Origin of the sequence: Allomuricauda sp. NFXS6 (assembly GCF_040148835.1) — a bacterium.
Lineage (GTDB): Bacteria > Bacteroidota > Bacteroidia > Flavobacteriales > Flavobacteriaceae > Flagellimonas.
On record NZ_JAGEMG010000001.1, the window covers coordinates 497,715 to 516,377 of the forward strand.

Annotated in this window: 15 protein-coding genes; 13 read left to right on the plus strand and 2 right to left on the minus strand. The window is 41.5% G+C overall.

Annotation, left to right across the window (positions count from 1 at the left end):
- Positions 1–117 precede the first annotated feature (117 nt).
- From J4E06_RS02145 to J4E06_RS02185, 9 genes are all read left to right on the plus strand, one after another.
- Positions 118–1,137, plus strand: a complete 1,020-nt coding sequence (locus tag J4E06_RS02145; RefSeq protein ID WP_349522399.1) for an amidohydrolase family protein — start codon at positions 118–120, stop codon at positions 1,135–1,137.
- Positions 1,138–1,163: 26 nt separating this feature from the next.
- Positions 1,164–2,504 (plus strand): Gfo/Idh/MocA family protein, encoded by a 1,341-nt coding sequence (locus tag J4E06_RS02150; protein ID WP_349522400.1) that lies wholly within the window; start codon positions 1,164–1,166, stop codon positions 2,502–2,504.
- A 32-nt stretch (positions 2,505–2,536) separates the two neighbouring features.
- Entirely contained in the window at positions 2,537–3,403 is an 867-nt protein-coding gene (locus J4E06_RS02155) for an MBL fold metallo-hydrolase (protein ID WP_349522401.1), read from the plus strand.
- 59 nt (positions 3,404–3,462) lie between these two features.
- Positions 3,463–4,551: an amidohydrolase family protein gene (locus J4E06_RS02160; RefSeq protein WP_349522402.1), complete on the plus strand. Its 1,089-nt coding sequence runs from the start codon at positions 3,463–3,465 to the stop codon at positions 4,549–4,551.
- A 158-nt stretch (positions 4,552–4,709) separates the two neighbouring features.
- Positions 4,710–6,191, plus strand: coding sequence for a flavin monoamine oxidase family protein (locus J4E06_RS02165; RefSeq protein WP_349522403.1), 1,482 nt, complete (start codon positions 4,710–4,712; stop codon positions 6,189–6,191).
- A 24-nt stretch (positions 6,192–6,215) separates the two neighbouring features.
- Positions 6,216–6,989, plus strand: coding sequence for a c-type cytochrome (locus J4E06_RS02170; protein WP_349522404.1), 774 nt, complete (start codon positions 6,216–6,218; stop codon positions 6,987–6,989).
- A gap of 157 nt (positions 6,990–7,146) precedes the next feature.
- Positions 7,147–7,848 carry a LamG domain-containing protein gene (locus J4E06_RS02175; RefSeq protein WP_349522405.1) on the plus strand — a complete coding sequence of 234 codons (702 nt, stop codon included), beginning with the start codon at positions 7,147–7,149 and terminating at the stop codon, positions 7,846–7,848.
- Between the two features lie 277 nt (positions 7,849–8,125).
- Positions 8,126–9,664 (plus strand): hypothetical protein, encoded by a 1,539-nt coding sequence (locus J4E06_RS02180; RefSeq protein WP_349522406.1) that lies wholly within the window; start codon positions 8,126–8,128, stop codon positions 9,662–9,664.
- A gap of 12 nt (positions 9,665–9,676) precedes the next feature.
- Positions 9,677–10,582 (plus strand): EamA family transporter, encoded by a 906-nt coding sequence (locus tag J4E06_RS02185; RefSeq protein WP_349522407.1) that lies wholly within the window; start codon positions 9,677–9,679, stop codon positions 10,580–10,582.
- Between the two features lie 30 nt (positions 10,583–10,612).
- Here J4E06_RS02185 and J4E06_RS02190 read toward each other — a convergent pair whose 3' ends face one another.
- Both J4E06_RS02190 and J4E06_RS02195 read right to left on the minus strand, forming a co-directional pair.
- Positions 10,613–11,320: a 3-keto-disaccharide hydrolase gene (locus J4E06_RS02190; protein WP_349522408.1), complete on the minus strand. Its 708-nt coding sequence runs from the start codon at positions 11,318–11,320 to the stop codon at positions 10,613–10,615.
- Between the two features lie 99 nt (positions 11,321–11,419).
- Positions 11,420–12,361 carry a 1-phosphofructokinase family hexose kinase gene (locus J4E06_RS02195; protein ID WP_349522409.1) on the minus strand — a complete coding sequence of 314 codons (942 nt, stop codon included), beginning with the start codon at positions 12,359–12,361 and terminating at the stop codon, positions 11,420–11,422.
- A gap of 246 nt (positions 12,362–12,607) precedes the next feature.
- Between J4E06_RS02195 and J4E06_RS02200 the strand changes: the two genes are divergently transcribed.
- The 4 genes from J4E06_RS02200 (at position 12,608) to J4E06_RS02215 (ending at position 18,655) form a co-directional block, all read left to right on the plus strand.
- Positions 12,608–14,869: a carbohydrate binding family 9 domain-containing protein gene (locus J4E06_RS02200; RefSeq protein ID WP_349522410.1), complete on the plus strand. Its 2,262-nt coding sequence runs from the start codon at positions 12,608–12,610 to the stop codon at positions 14,867–14,869.
- A gap of 40 nt (positions 14,870–14,909) precedes the next feature.
- Positions 14,910–16,187 carry a hypothetical protein gene (locus J4E06_RS02205; protein ID WP_349522411.1) on the plus strand — a complete coding sequence of 426 codons (1,278 nt, stop codon included), beginning with the start codon at positions 14,910–14,912 and terminating at the stop codon, positions 16,185–16,187.
- 556 nt (positions 16,188–16,743) lie between these two features.
- Complete coding sequence (locus J4E06_RS02210; RefSeq protein WP_349522412.1) at positions 16,744–17,676, plus strand: hydroxypyruvate isomerase family protein; 933 nt, start codon at positions 16,744–16,746, stop codon at positions 17,674–17,676.
- 13 nt (positions 17,677–17,689) lie between these two features.
- Positions 17,690–18,655 carry a formylglycine-generating enzyme family protein gene (locus J4E06_RS02215; RefSeq protein WP_349522413.1) on the plus strand — a complete coding sequence of 322 codons (966 nt, stop codon included), beginning with the start codon at positions 17,690–17,692 and terminating at the stop codon, positions 18,653–18,655.
- Positions 18,656–18,663: the final 8 nt, after the last annotated feature.

Genomic DNA, 18,663 nt, shown 5'->3' on the forward strand with positions numbered 1-18,663 from the left:
TTAAATAAAATAAGACAGATTTAATCCATCATGCAAAAAGAGTTCATTTTTTTACTTTGCATTTATTCATTGGGAAGCTTTTTTGCGCTTCAGAGCGTAATTGACCCCCCACCAAATGTGAAAAAGCAAGAAGATTATTATCAACTTGAAGATTTTGGGATGGTCAAAAAATTCGATATCCACATCCATATCAACACATCGGAAACTCATTTTATCGAACAAGCTGTTGAAGACAATTTCTATTTTCTGGACATTGTGGATGACCGTCCATTTGGATTGCCCATGGAGAAACAACAGGAATTTGCCTTGTTGCACTTAAATAACTTTCCACAACAAATGGAATTTGCCACCACCTTTCCCGTTTCCGATTGGGCAGAAAAGGATTGGGTGCAAAACACCATAGCCGATCTTGAACAGTCTTTCGCCAAAGGCGCGTCTGCCGTTAAGATCTGGAAAAACATCGGTATGGACCTTAGGGATGAAAATGGGGCTTTTGTAATGGTGGACCATCCAAGAATCGATTCTGTACTGACCTACTTGACCAGAAAAGGAGAGCCCTTGTTGGGGCATAACGGTGAGCCAAGGGATTGCTGGTTGCCTCTGGAAGAAATGACCTTCAGCCAAGGATATTACAGTGAACACCCTGAGTACCATATGTATCTGCATCCAGAATATCCCTCATATGAAGACCAGATTACGGCTAGGGACAATATGCTTCAAAAGCATCCGGAGTTGAACTTCATGGGCGCGCATCTCGGCAGCTTGGAATGGAGTTTGGATGAACTCTCAAAGCGATTGGACGCTTACCCATTAATGAGGGTAGACCTTACCCGTATGCCGAACCTGAAGTTACATACATTAAAGAATCGGCAAAAGACACGAAATTTTTTTATGACCTATCAGGACCAACTGATCTATGGGACAGATTCTGCAATAAATCCAACGGACAACCCAGGGGAATTGAAACAACGCATCCATGAAAAATGGTTGGACGGATGGAAATTTTTTGCAACGGATGCTCCTATAAACCTAAAAGGGTTTGGTGAATTGCGAGGATTGAAACTTCCGAGGCAAGTTATTGACAAAATTTACTTTGAAAACGCTTCAAAGCTATTGGGATTTAAAACCAGGGAGTGAGCAACTCCTGGTAGAAACATAACTGTATGAGCAATAAGGACTACAACCGAAGAAAATTTTTAAGGCAATCCTCGGTTGCCATGGGGGGATTGACCGTGGCCGGTATGGGGGTTCCAATGAACCTTTTGGCCCACGAAGGTCCCACACAATCAAACAGAACAATAAGGCTAGGCTTCATCGGCATTGGTGGCCGGGGCTCCTATCATCTTGATGTAGCATTGGGAATAGAAGGAGTAGAAATACCGGCAATTTGCGAAATCAAACCAGATAGGCTGCACAGGGCCAAAAGATGGATTGAGGAAGCGGGGCAACCCTCCCCGAGACTTTATGATCGAGGCCCTACAGATTTCGAGCGCCTATGTCAAGAAGAGGAACTTGATGCCGTAATCATCAGCACTTCCTGGAAATGGCATGCCCCCATTTGTCTGGCCGCCATGAACTACAACAAGCATGCAGCTTGTGAAGTTCCATTGATTCAGACAATTGACGAGGGTTGGGACCTGGTGGAGACTTTTGAAAAAACCGGTAAATGGGCCAGTCTTGTGTTGGGTGGATTTGGCGATATGACCCTTCTCAACATGGTTCGAAAAAATCTGCTCGGTGATATTATCCATGTGGAAAGCGGTTATGTGCATGATCTGAGAAGGGTGAAGTTCGACCCGGATGAGGAACCCTGGAGATTACAACATGCGGTTGACCGAAATGGAAATCTATATCCCGATCACCCCATGAGAAATATGATGCCCGTAATGGACATCAATCACGGAGACCGATTTGACCATCTCGTTTCCATGAGTTCCAAATCCGTCATGCTAAACAGATACGCGGCTTCCATGTATGGTGATGACCATCCGTATGCCACTAAAAAAATGGCCTTGGGTGATTATAACGCAACCCTGATAAGAACGGTAAACGGCAAATTGATCACCCTAAACCACGATACGCATACCCCCCACCCCAGAGAGAGCTTCCGTATTCAGGGTACCAGTGGGGTTTATCTGAGGGATAGGGTAGATTCCAAAATATATATTGAGGGACTCAGCCCAGAGGAACACCAATGGGAGTCTGCAGAAAAATATGTGAAAGAGTACGAACACCCCATGATCAAAAATTACAATCCACCAAAAAGAAAAGGTGGAGCCATTAGAGGTCATGGAAGCAGCGATACAAAGACACCAATCAACTGGCATCGATTGATCGCTGCCCTTCGAGACAACACCTTGCCCGATTGGGATGTTTATGATTCAGTAACAAGTAGTTCAATTTCACCACTTTCAGAAGCTTCAGTTGCGGGAAGGAGCAAAGCTGTGGACATCCCTGATTTCACCAAGGGCAAATGGAAAGAACGAACTCCTTTATACAGTTAGAATTTCAAAAAACAATGAGACCAACCCTTTTTTTGAGAGCAACAATACTACTGGTCATTTTTTTGGGAACCACGGTATGTTTTTATGGACAAAAATCATTTCCCAAAGGAAAGCTCCTGAACGAAATCAAATCGCACAAGAAAGGTTTGGCGGTATGGTGGACTGGCCATAACGGCTGGCTCATTAAATACAACGATATACTGATCGGGACTGATCTTGCCCTGGAATCGAAAGATCGCGCCATAGAGGCTCCCATTTCGGCTAAGGAACTGGCCCTAGAACTGGATATATCCTTTATCAGCCACGAACACGGTGATCATTTTGAGAGGGAAACCAGTAAGATCCTGTCCCAAAATGGAAATTGTGCTTTTGTCATGCCGGCCAATTGCAAAGAAACGGCAATAAAGGAACTCAATATTCCAGAAGACCGCATAAAAGTGGCTTCCCCAAGAACACCTTTTAACATTGGCAATGTCAAAATTGAACCTGTCAGGGCCATTCATGGCAATCCAAAATTTGCCGTGTTCTATGGTGCCAATCTGGAAGATTGTGGTTATTTGATCACTATCGGCGGGAAGCGTTTTCTACAGATGGGCGATACTGTATTGTTGGAAGACCATTTGTTTCTTGAAAATGTAGATGTGCTTTTCTTCTCACCCACCGAACACAATACCCACATCGACCCCTCCGTAGTGTTGATAAATGAACTGGAACCCGCATATATATTACCACAGCACAGGAACACCTTTACAGTTACGGATCAAAATAGATACTGGACCAGTGGATATGCGCATGAAGTGAAATTTCGGTTGTCAAAACCGCTTCAAGAGCGATACCATATTCTGGGAATTGGTGAGCGAATCGATATTGACAATACGCTAAAAGCAGACAAAGATTAAATGAACATGCATCTTTTCATACCAAAACCTCCAAGCAAACATCATTAAACCAAAAGATTATGATAAAACTGAACAAAAGCGGTATAATACCAATCCTATTCATGCTCATTTTGATGGATATGTCGGCTCAGATAGGTGATCTAAAATTGGTGGACTGGCAACCCGTTAGCCAGCTCGTCACCAAAAAAACCAACATCACCAAGGCCAAATTTCCTGTCATTGACATCCATAACCACCTTGGTGATCTTGAGAACACAGAGCACTACTTGGCCGAAATGGATAAAGCAGGAGTATGGAAATGTGTAAGCCTCGATGCCCTATCAAAGGATGATTTTTACAAGGAACACATCAAGGTATCCACTGAAGTGGGCAATGATCGTTTTCTGCCTTTTTTCAGGCCCGATTTTAGCAAAATAGATGAACCGAACTTTGGTGTCAAAGAAGCTAAGAAATTGGAAGAAGCCTATAAAATGGGGGCTCGAGGAATAAAAATATCCAAGGCACTGGGTCTGGGCCATAAAGATGCCTCAGGAAAATTTGTCACGGTTGACGATCCCCGCATCGACCCAATCTGGGCAAAATGTGGTGAACTCGGCATCCCGGTTGTGATCCATGTTTCGGACCCCAAAGCTTTTTTTACACCCATTGACAAATACAATGAGCGTTATGACGAATTGGGTGAAAACCCCGAATGGTCTTTTTACGGAGAGGAGTTCCCATCCAAAATGGAAATCTTGGAAGCCCGGAACAGGGTCATTGAAAAACATCCGAATACTATTTTTGTTGGAGCACATTTTGGAAACCTTCCCGAAGACCTGTCGGTTGTGGGTGGTTGGCTGGATACCTATCCCAATTTTTATGTGGATATAGATGCCCGGATCAGCGAACTGGGAAGACAGCCCTATACTGCCCGGAAGTTTTTCATTAAATATCAAGACCGCATCCTCTTTGGAACAGACACTCCCTGTGATGCTGAGGCATACCGCCTATATTTCCGCTTTTTGGAAACCGATGATGAATATATAGACCCCACCCCGGCTCACAAATTACAGGGCCGCTGGATGATTTATGGACTTTACCTACCAGATGAGGTGCTGGAAAAAATTTACAACAAAAATGCCCTCAAAGTCTTGGGTATGTCAGAGTAACGATGTCAGGCAAAACTCAACAGGAAAATGATTTTTATCCAATTGAAAATCAAATAGGAACAGAATGACAGAAGTAAATACAGCGCTGATCTTCAAATAAAAAAAGTTGCCCTTATCCAAATCGTGGTCAAGGCTTTCATGTTTTAAATATTGTAGTAATGAAACAGATCAAAAGAAGGAGATTTATAAAGAACACCATATACTCCGGATTGGGGGCATCCTTGATACCATCGCACCTAATGGCTCAGACACAAGCTGAAATGGACGCTCTTGACATCAAAAAGCAGGCATCGGGCAAGGCCAAAAAAATCATCGTGGCAGGAGCTGGGATCAGTGGTCTTTGCTGTGCATACGAATTGATGAAAAAAGGGCACGAGGTAACAGTGCTCGAAGCCTCTGGGCGATTTGGTGGTGCAGTACTCTCCGTCCACGATGGATTGGCCGATGGACTTTATGCCGACTTTGGGGCCGAAAACTTTACCAAACCCGGCTATAAGAACTATTGGAAATATATCGAAGAGTTTAAACTTCCCGTCCTTCCATATCATCACAGGGAAGATAGGTTGACAAGAATTGATGGCGTGTGGCACACTGAGAAAATGCAAAAAGATGCTCGCGAAAAAAAGGTGCAAGAGATGGGAGGTTTCAATAAGAAAGAATTGAAATTTCTCCAATCGAACCCTGTCAGCAACCTACAATTGCTCTATCTGGAACCCTACTTTGAAAAATTTACGGACGAATACCAGCCTTTCGGGATCGGATACGACCATTTGGAAAACATATCGGTCTCCCAAATCTATAAAAAAGCGGGGGCTTCCAAGGCAGCAATGTCACTCTTGGGTGGAGATCAGACCTCTGCCCTGTACAGTATTTGGCAAGCCTATATCATGCACAAACGGGGTTACGACAGTCCATTTGAACTATTTCGCCTCAAAGGAGGGAATCAAGTATTGACCAATGAACTGGGGAAACGATTGGGAACAAAGGTAAAGTTGGGCTGCCAAATTTTGGAAATTGAACATAATGATTCAGGGGTCAATGTAACCTATAGAGAGTTTGGGGAAGTAAAACAGATGTCGGCCGATTACTTGGCTAGCTGCCTAAGGACAACGGCTCTTAAAAAAATCCTATTCAAACCAGCTCTCCCACCACAAAAGCAATATATAATTGATAACATAAAATATGACCAAACAACCAGAATTGTATTTCAAGCCCGATCTAAATTCTGGTTGAAGGACAATATAAGCATCAATCTGTCATTTGACCATCCAGCACTGGCCCATATTTGGCAAGTTGCCGATGAAGTTGATACAGACAGGGTTTGCTTGATGGCAAAAGCTCCGGGGGGAACCAATCCACTCCGTGCTTTGGAAACCTTTAAGGAGCTCTACCCGGGAAAAAAATCCAACATAGACATTGAACAAATATTGGTTAAGGATTGGTCAAAAGATACTTTTGTGCACGGTTGTGAGCGTCATGGTTTTTCAGGCTTGGGCGAATTATCCAAGTTCTGGCCCCATACGATGTCAGCCCATGGCAGAATCCATTTTGGGGGAGCCCATACAGACAACAGAAGCTGGGGAATGGAAGCGGCCACAAATGCTGCCAATAGGGTAGCCATGGAAATCGATAAGGCTTAATAATCAAATAGTTTAATAAAAGTGATGCGAAATATTGTACTTGTTATTTTTCTTGGTTCAGCATTGAGTATTGGAAACGGTCCCATAAAATTGCCAGACGGTCATAGTTTATCTGAAGTATTGACCAAACATTTAGAATTGTCCTTTTTTTCAACAAAAAACCAACAGGAAAAATCGATTCCCGAAGTAACATTACATCTTTCCGAAAATGAAAACCTTACTTGGGGTAGCTTTATCCGCTATAGCATTGAAGTTTCCGATGAAGAAGACGGAGAGTCAAAATATGGTGAGATACTGAAAAACAAAGTGCTATTGGAAATTGAGTTCAAGCCCATTATAAATGAAAATGGACAAAACCATAATACCGCGTCAAACAAAACGGAGCCCAACAATAAGGGGTTGTCATTGATGATGGAGTCCAATTGTTTTGCTTGTCATGCGGATAAAAAAGCAATGACCGGGCCTTCATTTTACGAAATTGCTGGAAGATATGAGAAAAACCAGAACAATATTACATTCCTGGCAAATCATATTTTGGAAGGATCATCGGGGCAATGGGGCAGCATGGAGATGCCATCTTATCCAAACTTAACGGTTGAAGAAACGGAGAAAATCGCCGCATTTATCCTTACCCAGGGCAGTAGAAGAAATCAGCAAATTTTAACCGGAATGGAAGGAGTATTCCAAATCATGGAAAAACCTGATGGTACCGATCAGGGAGTATATATTCTTAAGGCAAGCTATACCTCCAGTTCCTTGATGAAAGGACAGCATAGTATTACATTGCAAATCAAGTAATATGGCATAATTAAATTAAAAACATCTGATGATTCACATAAAGTACACTCAATATTAAAACCCTTTATTATAAAGATTTAGTGGTGAATGTCGATAGAATCATCTTTAAGATGACACATATATATTCTCGATATGGTAACAAACTAAAACAATAACCATGTTAAAATTAACATATTGTATATTGGCATTGATGCTATTCACATCATGTCAAAACGAGGACCTGCCCCCTACCTTGATTTACTATTCTTTTTCTGGAGGCGATAGTACCGGACAAGGTAGTTTCGCTAATCTGAAAAACCAAGGGACAAAGAATTCGATAGATCGGTTTGGAAATCCAAACAGTGCCAGATATTTTGATGGGAAGTCTGCCAGTATGCATGCAACAATAAAAGGAATGCCATCCATCGATAGTCGTCTCACAATCTCTTGGTGGTATAAAATTAAGGACGAACCTTTTTTCAAAGATTTCATGGATGCGGGCACTATGATTGCCCTTGTGGATACAACGAAAGCTATTGGGCTTCAATTTGGTTATAGGGCTCCAGGTTACAAAACAAAGGGATTGGACGTTTGGAACTGGGGAGGAGGAACCATTCTTGAATGTCAAAAACCCCAAATAAATCAATGGCACCATTGCGTATATGTTTATGATGGAAACGAGCACCGTTTTTTTCTTGATGGACAATCAGTTTCAAATTCGGAAATAAAACCTCAAACTGGCAGCCCCAAACTTTTGATGCTTGGCAACTATCCCGGCGGGACACAATTTTTTAAGGGCAGTTTGGACGAAATACGAATATATGATCAAGCACTGACCATAAATCAGATTCTAGAGCTGTTTGAAAAGGAAAAGCCATAGCTCCAAAAAAATTGCCTAAACACTTTGATGTGAAGCTCATCATTGCTATCAAAGGTTTTTATTTCATTTTCGACAATGATCAATTTTCAGATTGACCAGAAGCTTTATGGCAACCAATACGTTACGATATCTTTCTATATTTATATAAATTCTTTCTTAACATTTCATAAATACGCTTAAGAAAGTATATGAAATATTTATATATTTGATTAAAAGCATTTCCATCATTCATTTCAATGAAAAATAAAAAAGGCAAGTCCGCATTAACCCAAAAATTATGAAACGTAGATTATTTATGGTGACCGGCGGACTCACCGCGCTTTTTTCGGGTATCAATTTTGGATTTGCCTCCCCTAAAGGACAGGTAGATGAAATCCTGCACAAAGATTTTGGCCCACCCCCTCCCATAACAGATCGTTTATATCAAGGACCTTTTATAAACTATGGCCCTGTGGCGAATGTACCCGGAAGCGATGTTGTGATGACAACAACCCCCGCAACAGGTCATGTCAGAAATTTTGGCATGGGCCTGGTCACCTATGTCTGTGATGAAGTCGGCCCTCCAAAACCAAAATACGGGAGTCTTCGCAGCACAATAGAAAAATTGGCTAAATGGGAGCTTGGTGACGTACTTTACATAAGAGTGGATTGGCGGGACATTCAAAACGAACCAGGTAAATTGGAGTTTCCCGAGCATTGGGACCTTGCTTTTGAAATGGCCAAAAAATATGGAAAGCGTGTAGCTTTTCGCATCCAGTTAATGAGTCCGGTAATATCGCCCCAATCCATGCCGGATTTTTTAAAAGATAAAGTGCCCATGGTAAAATTGGGCACCACGGATCAAATTGGCTTACCAGGCAAAGTTCACTATGCCCCACGTTATGATCACCCTGAATTTTTAAAGGCTTTTAAGGAAATGGATGATCTATTGGCCGAAAGATACAACGGCCATGAGCTTTTGGAATACGTGGACACCTGGATGTATGGGTTTTGGGGAGAGGGCCATACCTGGCCGTTTGAAGGTTCACCGCTACCAGATTATTATATCGCCAGGAACACCTTTGTTGAAATATTTGAACATCAGGCAGCCAATTGGTCCAAAACCCCTTTAACCACCAACACGCAACCCGACTATAACCACGTAGGAAATGCCGAAGTGCTCGAGAAGACCATAAGGTCCTACAATTGGCTCAGGACGGATACCATTTTTATTGAAAACGAACAAATCGATATCCTAAGCAACCGGCCTCCTTGGATCGGTGCCACTATTGAACAGGGGATAACCAAAGGTAACACAGGAGATTTGCGCATGGTTGATGGTATCACGAGAAATGATAATATCATCGCACATGTAAAAGACGTAGGGCCCAATTATTTTTCACTTTGGAATTGGCACGACATTGCTTTGGAAAACCTTTTGAGCTATTATGAAAAGTACCCCAAAGCACTCGATGACTTATCCGAAAATATTGGGTACCGGGTGCGGCCTTCTTGGATCTGGTCTTTTGAAAAAGAAGGGTATCCTGGGTTGGTATTGGGAATGGTCAACGACGGTATAGCCGGTATACCTGGCGCCTTGCGCATTCACGTGCGTGATGCGGCACAAACATTTGAAGTCTCTGGTAGTTTGGACCCGGGCTACCCGTTACCTGGAAAAGTGAGACAAGTTATAATAATGTTGCCAAAAGGCACCAAATGGGAAGGCCTTAGGCTTTCTGGCGTTATAGAAATCAAGGGGGTGAGGCGACCTATTAGATGGGCTTGCGCACAAGGCCTTGAAAATGATGGAGCATTAATTTTAAAGAAGAATCTATAATTCAATTTATCTATGAAATCAAAATTATGGTTAGTTTTTGCTGTAGTAACAACAGTTTTTTGGGGTGTTTGGGGAGCTTTTACAGGTTTACCTACTGAAAATGGGTTTCCAGAAACCCTAGTATATTGCGTATGGGCGGTAACCATGATTCCACCGGCGATCATAGCATTGAAATTGGTAAACTGGAAGTTGGACAGGGACAAAAAATCAATTTTATACGGTTGTCTTATTGGTTTGCTAGGTGCAGGAGGACAAATGGTACTGTTTCATGCTGTCAGCGAAGGACCTACATACCTTATCTTTCCGATAATATCATTGTCACCCATGGTGACCATAATACTTTCGTATACCTTCCTCAAGGAACGAACCGGTATTTTGGGGACAATAGGTATTGTACTGGCCTTACTAGCCCTCCCTTTGTTTGATTATTCGGATGGAAATGACACGGCAGACTATGGATATCTTTGGTTTATACTTGCAGTCATTGTTCTGTTGGCTTGGGGCTTACAAGCTTACTTTATGAAGTTCGCGAACGAATCAATGAACGCAGAGAGTATTTTCTTTTACATGGCCCTGACAGGTGTGTCCATAATTCCCATCGCCCTTTTAATGACAGATTTTTCAGAAGAGATCAATTATGGGGCTGATGGTCCTTTGTTGGCTGCAGGAATACAAATTTTAAATTCCATTGGAGCCCTTTGTTTGGTATATGCCTTCCGTTACGGAAAAGCCATGGTTGTCTCTCCAATGACCAACGCTGGAGCACCATTAATTACGGCAGTAATTTCCATGATTGTATTGGGCTTCGTCCCAGGTACATTAAAAATTATCGGAATTATTTTAGCTGTCTTGGCTGCCTTTTTCTTGGCTTTTGACCCAGGGGATTCAGAAATAAAAGATGAAGATATATCTGCATAACGGATATATCTCCATCTAATTATTTTACCGTCAATCTGATATTTTTTCTATTGGTGTAAGGTTTATTTTTCGAAACTCCACTTCAGATCCTTCTGCCTGCAAAGCAATTTGGCCACTGTCCGTTGTGGCATTATAACCATAATTGACCAAATCTCCGTTCACCCAAACCTTTATTTCATTATTGACGCATTCCACGATCATTTCGTTCCATTCACCCAACGGGCTTTCTGAGTTATCAGTAAGATTGGGGATTCTTCGCTTTTTGCCCTCTGTGGTTCCCCACTCTGCCCTAGGCCCCCTGCGCTCTTCCATGTTATCGACTTCGATATCTTCCACAATGACCCAAAAATCCCCGGCATCGCCATGTTGCATTTGCACTTCGATTGATTTAGGGAACATCTTGTAAAGAGCTCTTGGGTCAGAGGAATGAACCAAAACACCGCAATTGCCCGGTTCCCCTGCAAAACGATATTCCACCGATAGCCTATAGTTTTGATAACTGGCATCTGTGATAAGATGGCCCCTTGGATCGCCCAAACTGACCAGCATTCCGTTTCTTACCAGAAAGGGATTCGTTGCGTTAGGAACTGTATCCATCTCAGGTACATCTACATGCCAGCCTGTTAAATCCTTGCCATTAAATAGGCTTATCGTCTTTTCACTTTGGCAAGAGGTCATTGTTGCCATAATCACAAGTAGTCCAATTGCCAACTTCATGATGTTGTTTTTAAATTCCATAATGTTTCATTTTAGTTAGTTGTTATTTCCTTTTCTCCAATTTCGGTTTTTAACTGATTCGTCGTGTTCCAGTGGCAAAATTTCTTGCCCATAAATTCTCTAGCGTTCGGAAATTGCCTTATGGCCATTTTGGGTGAATTTGACCAATTGGAGCAGTGCATCTACATCTTCCCTTCGCAAAATTCCCAAATCCTCGTTCATGCAATTCGCTGCTCCACAGGCAACACCGTAGCTGGCAATTTGGTCCAATCCTAACTCCTTAAAAATGGCATAAGCAATTCCTGCGGTTAGGCAATCCCCACTCCCAACGGTGCTTTTGACCTCTTTCAAAACTACATTGGCGTGGATATAATCATTGTCCCTATAGAGAAACAGACCGTCTTTTCCCTTGGTCAGTGCCAGTAAGGATACCCTATTTTTCAAAATTTTGTTTATCTCCGAATGATCAATGGTACCAAAATTGGTTTCTGCTTCGTGCTCGTTTATGTGTAATCCAAAAAACTTTCCTTTTAAGGCATTCTCCAATTGAATTCCCGAGCAGTCCAAAATGGCCTTCTTACCGGCTTTTTCACATAATTGCAATAGTTGGTGGTAGGCATCCTCTGGTGCACCCTTGGGCCATGATCCCGACAAACATACCAAATCGCAGTGGTTCAAGGCAAGGCAGAACTGGGACAAAAACAACTCCCAATCTTGGAAGGTCATATCAGGACCTGGTTCCAGTAGTTCGGTATTATCTATTTTTTTATCAATGTCCGATCGAAACGTAAAGCACTTTCTGGTATTCCCGCTAAGTTGTGGCCCCACAATTTTCATCCCTCGTAGCTTAGGACTGTTTTTTATCCATTCCCCATTGGGACCGGCCCAATTTCCCATTAGTGAAACCGGACAGTCCAGTTCCTTTAAAGCCATTGCAACATGTATCCCCTTTCCTCCAGGATATTCCTTAACCCGACCAATGCGGTTCGTTTGCCCTATTGTAAACGTTTCAAGCCATGCATAGGTATCGATTGATGGGTTCGGGCATACAGTCAGCACCATAATATTTAAGATTAAGAGCTATTTAAAAATTAACAATACAAATTAAATGAAAGTTAATATATAATCTATATCTTTCGTAACCTTTTTTAATTAAATTGTTTTATAAGTTTACTGTGGTTTCGTCCATTTTTTCAAAACAGCTATTGGACCAGGTTTGGATTCTGCATTCAATTGTATTCAAATTCCTTGAAATGTTGAAGCGGATTTCTAATGTATGACCTGTATAAATTATTGAATACCGAATTCATGAAACGTCTTCTTCTTTTAATCCTGATGCTACTATTCTCAATGGGGCATGGACAGAATCTTCCTGGAACAAAATTGAAGATTAAAAGATCTCATGGAGAAATTGTGTTGGATGGCGTTCTTGATGAGAAAGCCTGGGAGCAAGCAGATGTAGCGAAAAATTGGTATCAGAACTTTCCCGTGGACAGCCTTCCTGCGCCATTTCAAACAGAAGCCCGATTAACATTCGATGATGAATTTATTTATGTGTCGTTTGTTTGTTTTGAAGATGACACACCGGATGTTGTCAGCACACTTCGAAGAGACTTCAATTATTCTTTAAATGACAATGTTTCATTCATTTTTGGCCCGTACAACGATCGTCTGAACGGATATTTTTTCAATGTTACCGCTGCTGGGGCAAAACGGGACGGCACCTTGTCCAGTGGCGGTGTAGGAGAAAATGCGTTCAATATCTATTGGGATAACAAATGGTATTCGAAAGTAGTGCGGTACAAAGACAGGTGGATTGCAGAGTTGGCCATCCCGTTCAAAAGCTTTAAATACAAAAGTGATGTAAAAGAATGGAATATCACTTTTGATAGACTGGACAAAAAACGAAATATTAAATCGGCTTGGGTAAAAACGCCCCGACAATTCTATACAGGCACTTTTGCCTATGCCGGACAACTTGTCTGGGAAGACCCGATTCCAAAAGCCAAGACAAATATTTCCATTATTCCATTTCTGTCAGGTGGCGCATTCCAAGATAGGGAAGTGGAACCCATATCTTCTTCCAACAGCCTACAGACAGGATTTGATGCTCGAGTGGGCATAACCCCTTCCATGAATTTGGACATTACCATAAATCCAGATTTTTCCCAAATTGAAGTCGATGAACAGATACTTAATTTATCAAGATTCGAATTCCAGTTTCCCGAACGAAGGCAGTTTTTCCTGGAAAACACCGATCTTTTTGCAAATGCAGGTTTTGAATCTGCCAGACCATTTTTCTCAAGGCGGATCGGGATTGTCCAAGATACTGCCGGCATCACCCAAATAGTACCCATTTTATTTGGAACCAGACTCAGCGGCACATTGAACGAAAAATGGAGATTGGGTATCATGAACATGCATACCAAAAAAATGTTGGAATTGGGGTTGCCTGCCCAAAATTATACTGTCGCCACGGTTCAAAGAATGTTCTGGGAACAATCCAGTGTTTCCATGACTTTTGTCAACAAACAAAGTTTGGGAGTTCAAGAAGGTGATTCCCTTAAATATTTTCACCCAAGCATATTTCGCAAGATAGATAGAGAGGGCATTCGAAGACCGAACACATACAACAGGGTGATAGATGCCGATCTTGTTCTCCGAAGCAAGGACAACAAATGGTACCACAGCTCATTTTTGGCTCAATCTTTCGATGCTCAAAATAAAGCCAAGACATTGTCAGGTTCCGCATTTTTTGAGTACGCAGACCGTAATTTAAATGCAAATTTGGGAGGGTTTTTTATCAATGAGAACTTTAATGCGGAAGTCGGTTTTGTTCCTGGAAGCACAGTATATCCGGGGCAAATTGGCTATTATTCCGAAATAGGCTATAAAGTTTACCCAAATAGCACCCGTATTTTATCAACTGGTCCGCGGATAGGGACCAGCAGTATTTTATTGCCCGATGGAACCTTGGCTGATCGCGAATATACCATTGGGTACGGAATCGATTTTAAAAACTCCTCCAACCTATTGATCGAATACAATAATACCTTTCAGCGATTGACCCTTGATTTTAGCCCTATCAACAATATTGATAACAGAAAATTTTTGAAAGGTGAAGCATATCGTTGGAATACCGTTGCTGCCACATATCAGAGCAACACAACAAGAAAATTCAACTTTTTATTGAACGCAGCTTATGGAGGGTTTTACAATGGCACCAACCTTAATATGGGAGGAGAGTTCAACATGCGCTTTCAGCCTTATGCGACCATTTCTATGCGCTTCGATCACAACAATGTGAAACTGCCCGAAGATTATGGAGATGAAGCGTTGTTTCTTTTGGGTCCTAAGTTAGATGTGACTTTTACGGACAAAATATTCTTCACGGGCTTTTTCCAATACAATAATTTGATCGACAATATGAATTTGAACGCAAGGATTCAATGGCGCTATAAACCGGCTTCCGATTTCTTTATAGTTTATACGGAGAACTATTTCCCGGCAAGTTTTGCCAGTAAGAACCGTGCATTGGTTTTTAAGCTCACCTATTGGCTCAACATTTAAACAATGATTTTAAAATTGATAATCAGAAATTAAAAAGATTATGATGAAAAATTTAACCAGACGTGAATTCACAGTAAAATCAGCACTGATCGGTGCTGGACTAGCCACTTCCAATTTGGCGGTATTTGCTTGCAGACCCTCTACCCGCAATCATGCATTGGGGGTGTCCATACCCATGCCAATCCAGATAGTTATCGATGATGTTGGCTGGTGGTCCGGCGAAGATGGCCATGAAGTTCAACAACCGTACCGGACTGGAATAAACAGGAACCATGTTCCTGCGGATTATCAGGCCATCGTGGACTTGGGAAAAAAATTGGGAGTGCGGCCACAAGCTGCCACTATTCTTTGCGAATGGGACAAGGAGAATATTTTGAAAGATGTACCTACCATTACTTGGATGCGGGAGAAATGGGATAACAAAAAATGGGTGGGTCCTTGGTTGGATGAGGCTTCGGACATCATCACAAAAAATAAAGATCATTATGAGCTTACGCTGCATGGTGTTGGACACGAATATTGGAAAGATGAGAATATGACCAGGGCAGAATGGGCCGATAGTTCAGGAACGATGCGCCCGCTCGACCAGGTTGAACTTCACCTTGACTGTTTTAAAAAAATATTGGATCAAAACCATCTTGGCCCTTTCCCAACATCCTTTGTGCCGACCGCCTTCTTGCATGGTTTTGGTTTGACCGGTGATCATCAAATCAGTATGGCCGGAGTATTGAAAAAACGTGGGGTCAATTATATCAACACGCCTTTTTCCAATATGTATAATGCCGAAGGTGTCCAATTTGGATTGTTTGGTATCGATGCTGGTGTAATTACGGTTGACCGGGGGGACGACTTGCTCGGTTGGGATGACTTTGGCAAAAAACCAACTGGAACACTCACTGGGCCAACCTGTGGATTGCATTGGCCAAACCTCCTGCATGAAGACCCGAACCGTAATATAGAGATTGTAGATGCCTGGGTGAAATTTTTAAAACCCTATGATGACACACCTGAAACACTCTTGGCCAAAAATTCCGCATCATTTAGGACACAGCTCATACACCACGTATGTACAAATTTCCAGATCAGTGAAAATAAAATTGTACTCGACTTTCTTGAAACCAAAAAGTTAAAAGATCAATTGGTAGATGATTGGCTGACCGTTAAAATAGAATCCAAAAGAAAACTGTCCTTCAGTTCGAATGAGGTAGAGCTATCCGTATCAAAAATTAAGGAAGATAAAAGTGCTTTTCTACACACGTTGGAGATAAAAGGCATCAAAAATCTTGATAAAGCAGTAGTAAGTTGTGATTCAAAATGATATGGTTTGATGTATAAAAATTCGTATAGCAACGACATTTTATATCACTTAAAAGCAACCAGTGTGTAGATATCCTGAAATTTGATTGTCTCAAGCATTCCCTTTACTATATGGACAGCATGTTAACGATCATAAAATCAGGACAGCACAATTCTGTCGATACCAATGCCTTGTGCATTTCATTTATATAAAAAACAGTATATCAGTTATTTGCAATACTTCTCTTTTTTAAAGTTTCCAGCTATACATAAGTATCTATAAAATTATTTGGACATACAGAAAGAACCATATGATAATTTAATTATGAATAATGTAACGCATTAAACAAAATCAAAATTTCGTTCAAACAATTTATCTGTACTAGGCATTCTACAAGTAAATAGTAATGAAATATAAGTTTTGTAATTTAATCTTATCCAATTTTAATACTAAATCAAATTTTTTATTTTTTTTTACTTTCGATTAATGTTTACCTATCTTTTATTAAATTGCATGACAATGTGTGTTACTATCAGCAGATAGCCAGATTTCTGCACAGAAATACAATAATATTTAGATGAAGCGTAGAAATTTCATAAAAGATAATTTAATGCTCTCAGGAGCTTTAAGTATTGGGACCACAGGCCTATTTGCCCAAAATTCCATCATAAAAGACGCAAACCCGAAAACCGGGTCAGTTTTCAATCTGAATTATGCTCCACACTTGGGAATGTTCAAAGAATCTGCAGGGGATGAACCTGTTGATCAATTAAATTTTATGGCTGATATTGGCTTTACCGCCTTTGAAGATAATGGCATGAAGGGGCGAACCAAAAGCCTACAGGAGCAAATGGCCAGCACAATGGCCAAACGAGGTATTTCCATGGGTGTTTTTGTAGCCCACGAAATCTCCTGGGACAAGCCTAACCTTACCAGTGGAGATTCCTCGCTTCGTGATAAATTTTTAAAGGAAATTGAGGAATCTGTGGAAGTGGCAAAACGAGTAAATGCAAAATGGATGACGGTGGTTCCCGGCCATGTAGACCTCAAACTAAGGAATGGATACCAAACTGCAAACGTGGTGGAAACCTTAAAGCGGGCCTGCTCGATTCTAGAACCGCATGGACTGACCATGGTATTGGAACCGTTGAATTTCAGAGACCATCCTGGGCTTTTTCTGACCGATAGTCCCCAAGCCTATGAAATTTGCAAGGCCGTAAACAGTCCTTCCTGTAAAATTTTATTTGACATCTACCATCAACAGATACAAGAGGGCAATCTTATTCCGAATATTGATAAAAGTTGGGACGAAATCGCCTACTTCCAAGTGGGTGACAATCCTGGAAGAAAAGAACCCACAACTGGTGAAATAAATTACAAGAATGTCTTTAAACACATTCATTCCAAGGAATTTCAAGGAATCGTTGGTATGGAGCATGGGAATTCAAGACCGGGCAAAGATGGTGAACAGGCTGTAATTGAAGCATATAAACAAAGTGACTCATTCTAAATACGCGACCAAGATGAAAATTAGAACAACCAGTGTTTTGTTTGTCTTAATGGCAGCCTTTGGTAGTGCTTATGCTCAAAAGCAGTCCAACTACACTCAAGATTTACCCGGGGTAGATGTCTCATTGGATATGATAGCGATTCCTTCCGGAACCTTTCATATGGGCAGTAAGGAAGGGGAACCGGGAAGGAATATAGACGAGGGACCCGTACGTGAAATTAAAGTTGAAGGATTCTGGATGTCCAAATTTGAAATAACTTGGGAACTATATAATCTCTTTATAGATAGGGCAATAGACGACCTTAAATACGAAACAAAGGGAAACGAGGTCCAACTTGACACCGATGCTGTATCGGGGGCTACGACTCCTTATGTGGATATGAGCCTGGGCATGGGAAGGGAAGAAAATTATCCTGCGGTCAATATTACGCAAAGGGCAGCCTCTACTTTCTGTGAATGGCTCTCCTCCATAACCGGACATTATTACCGCTTGCCAACGGAAGCAGAATGGGAATACGCAGCACGCGCAGGAAATGAGCAATCATATTATTTTGGTGACGACCCATCAAACCTGGAAGAATATGCATGGTTTAAGGATAATAGCGAAGGAACATACCATCAAGTCGGAATGAAAAAACCAAATCCATGGGGTTTGTACGATATTTATGGAAATGTGGCAGAATGGACTTTGGATCAATATATTGAAAATGGATATTCAAATGCCCGTTTACCCTTTGAGCCTTCTGTTAATGAATATCCTGTGGCCATTCGAGGAGGTTCCTTCAGGGACGTAGCACAACAACTACGCAGTGCCTCTAGATTAGCTTCCGACCCCATTTGGAAGCAACGCGACCCACAATTTCCAAGGAGTAAATGGTGGTTCACAGATGCTGCATTCGTAGGTTTTAGAATTGTGAGGCCTTTTACTCCTCCACCAAAGGATGAATACTATAAATACTGGATAAAAAATCAATACTGATATTAAAA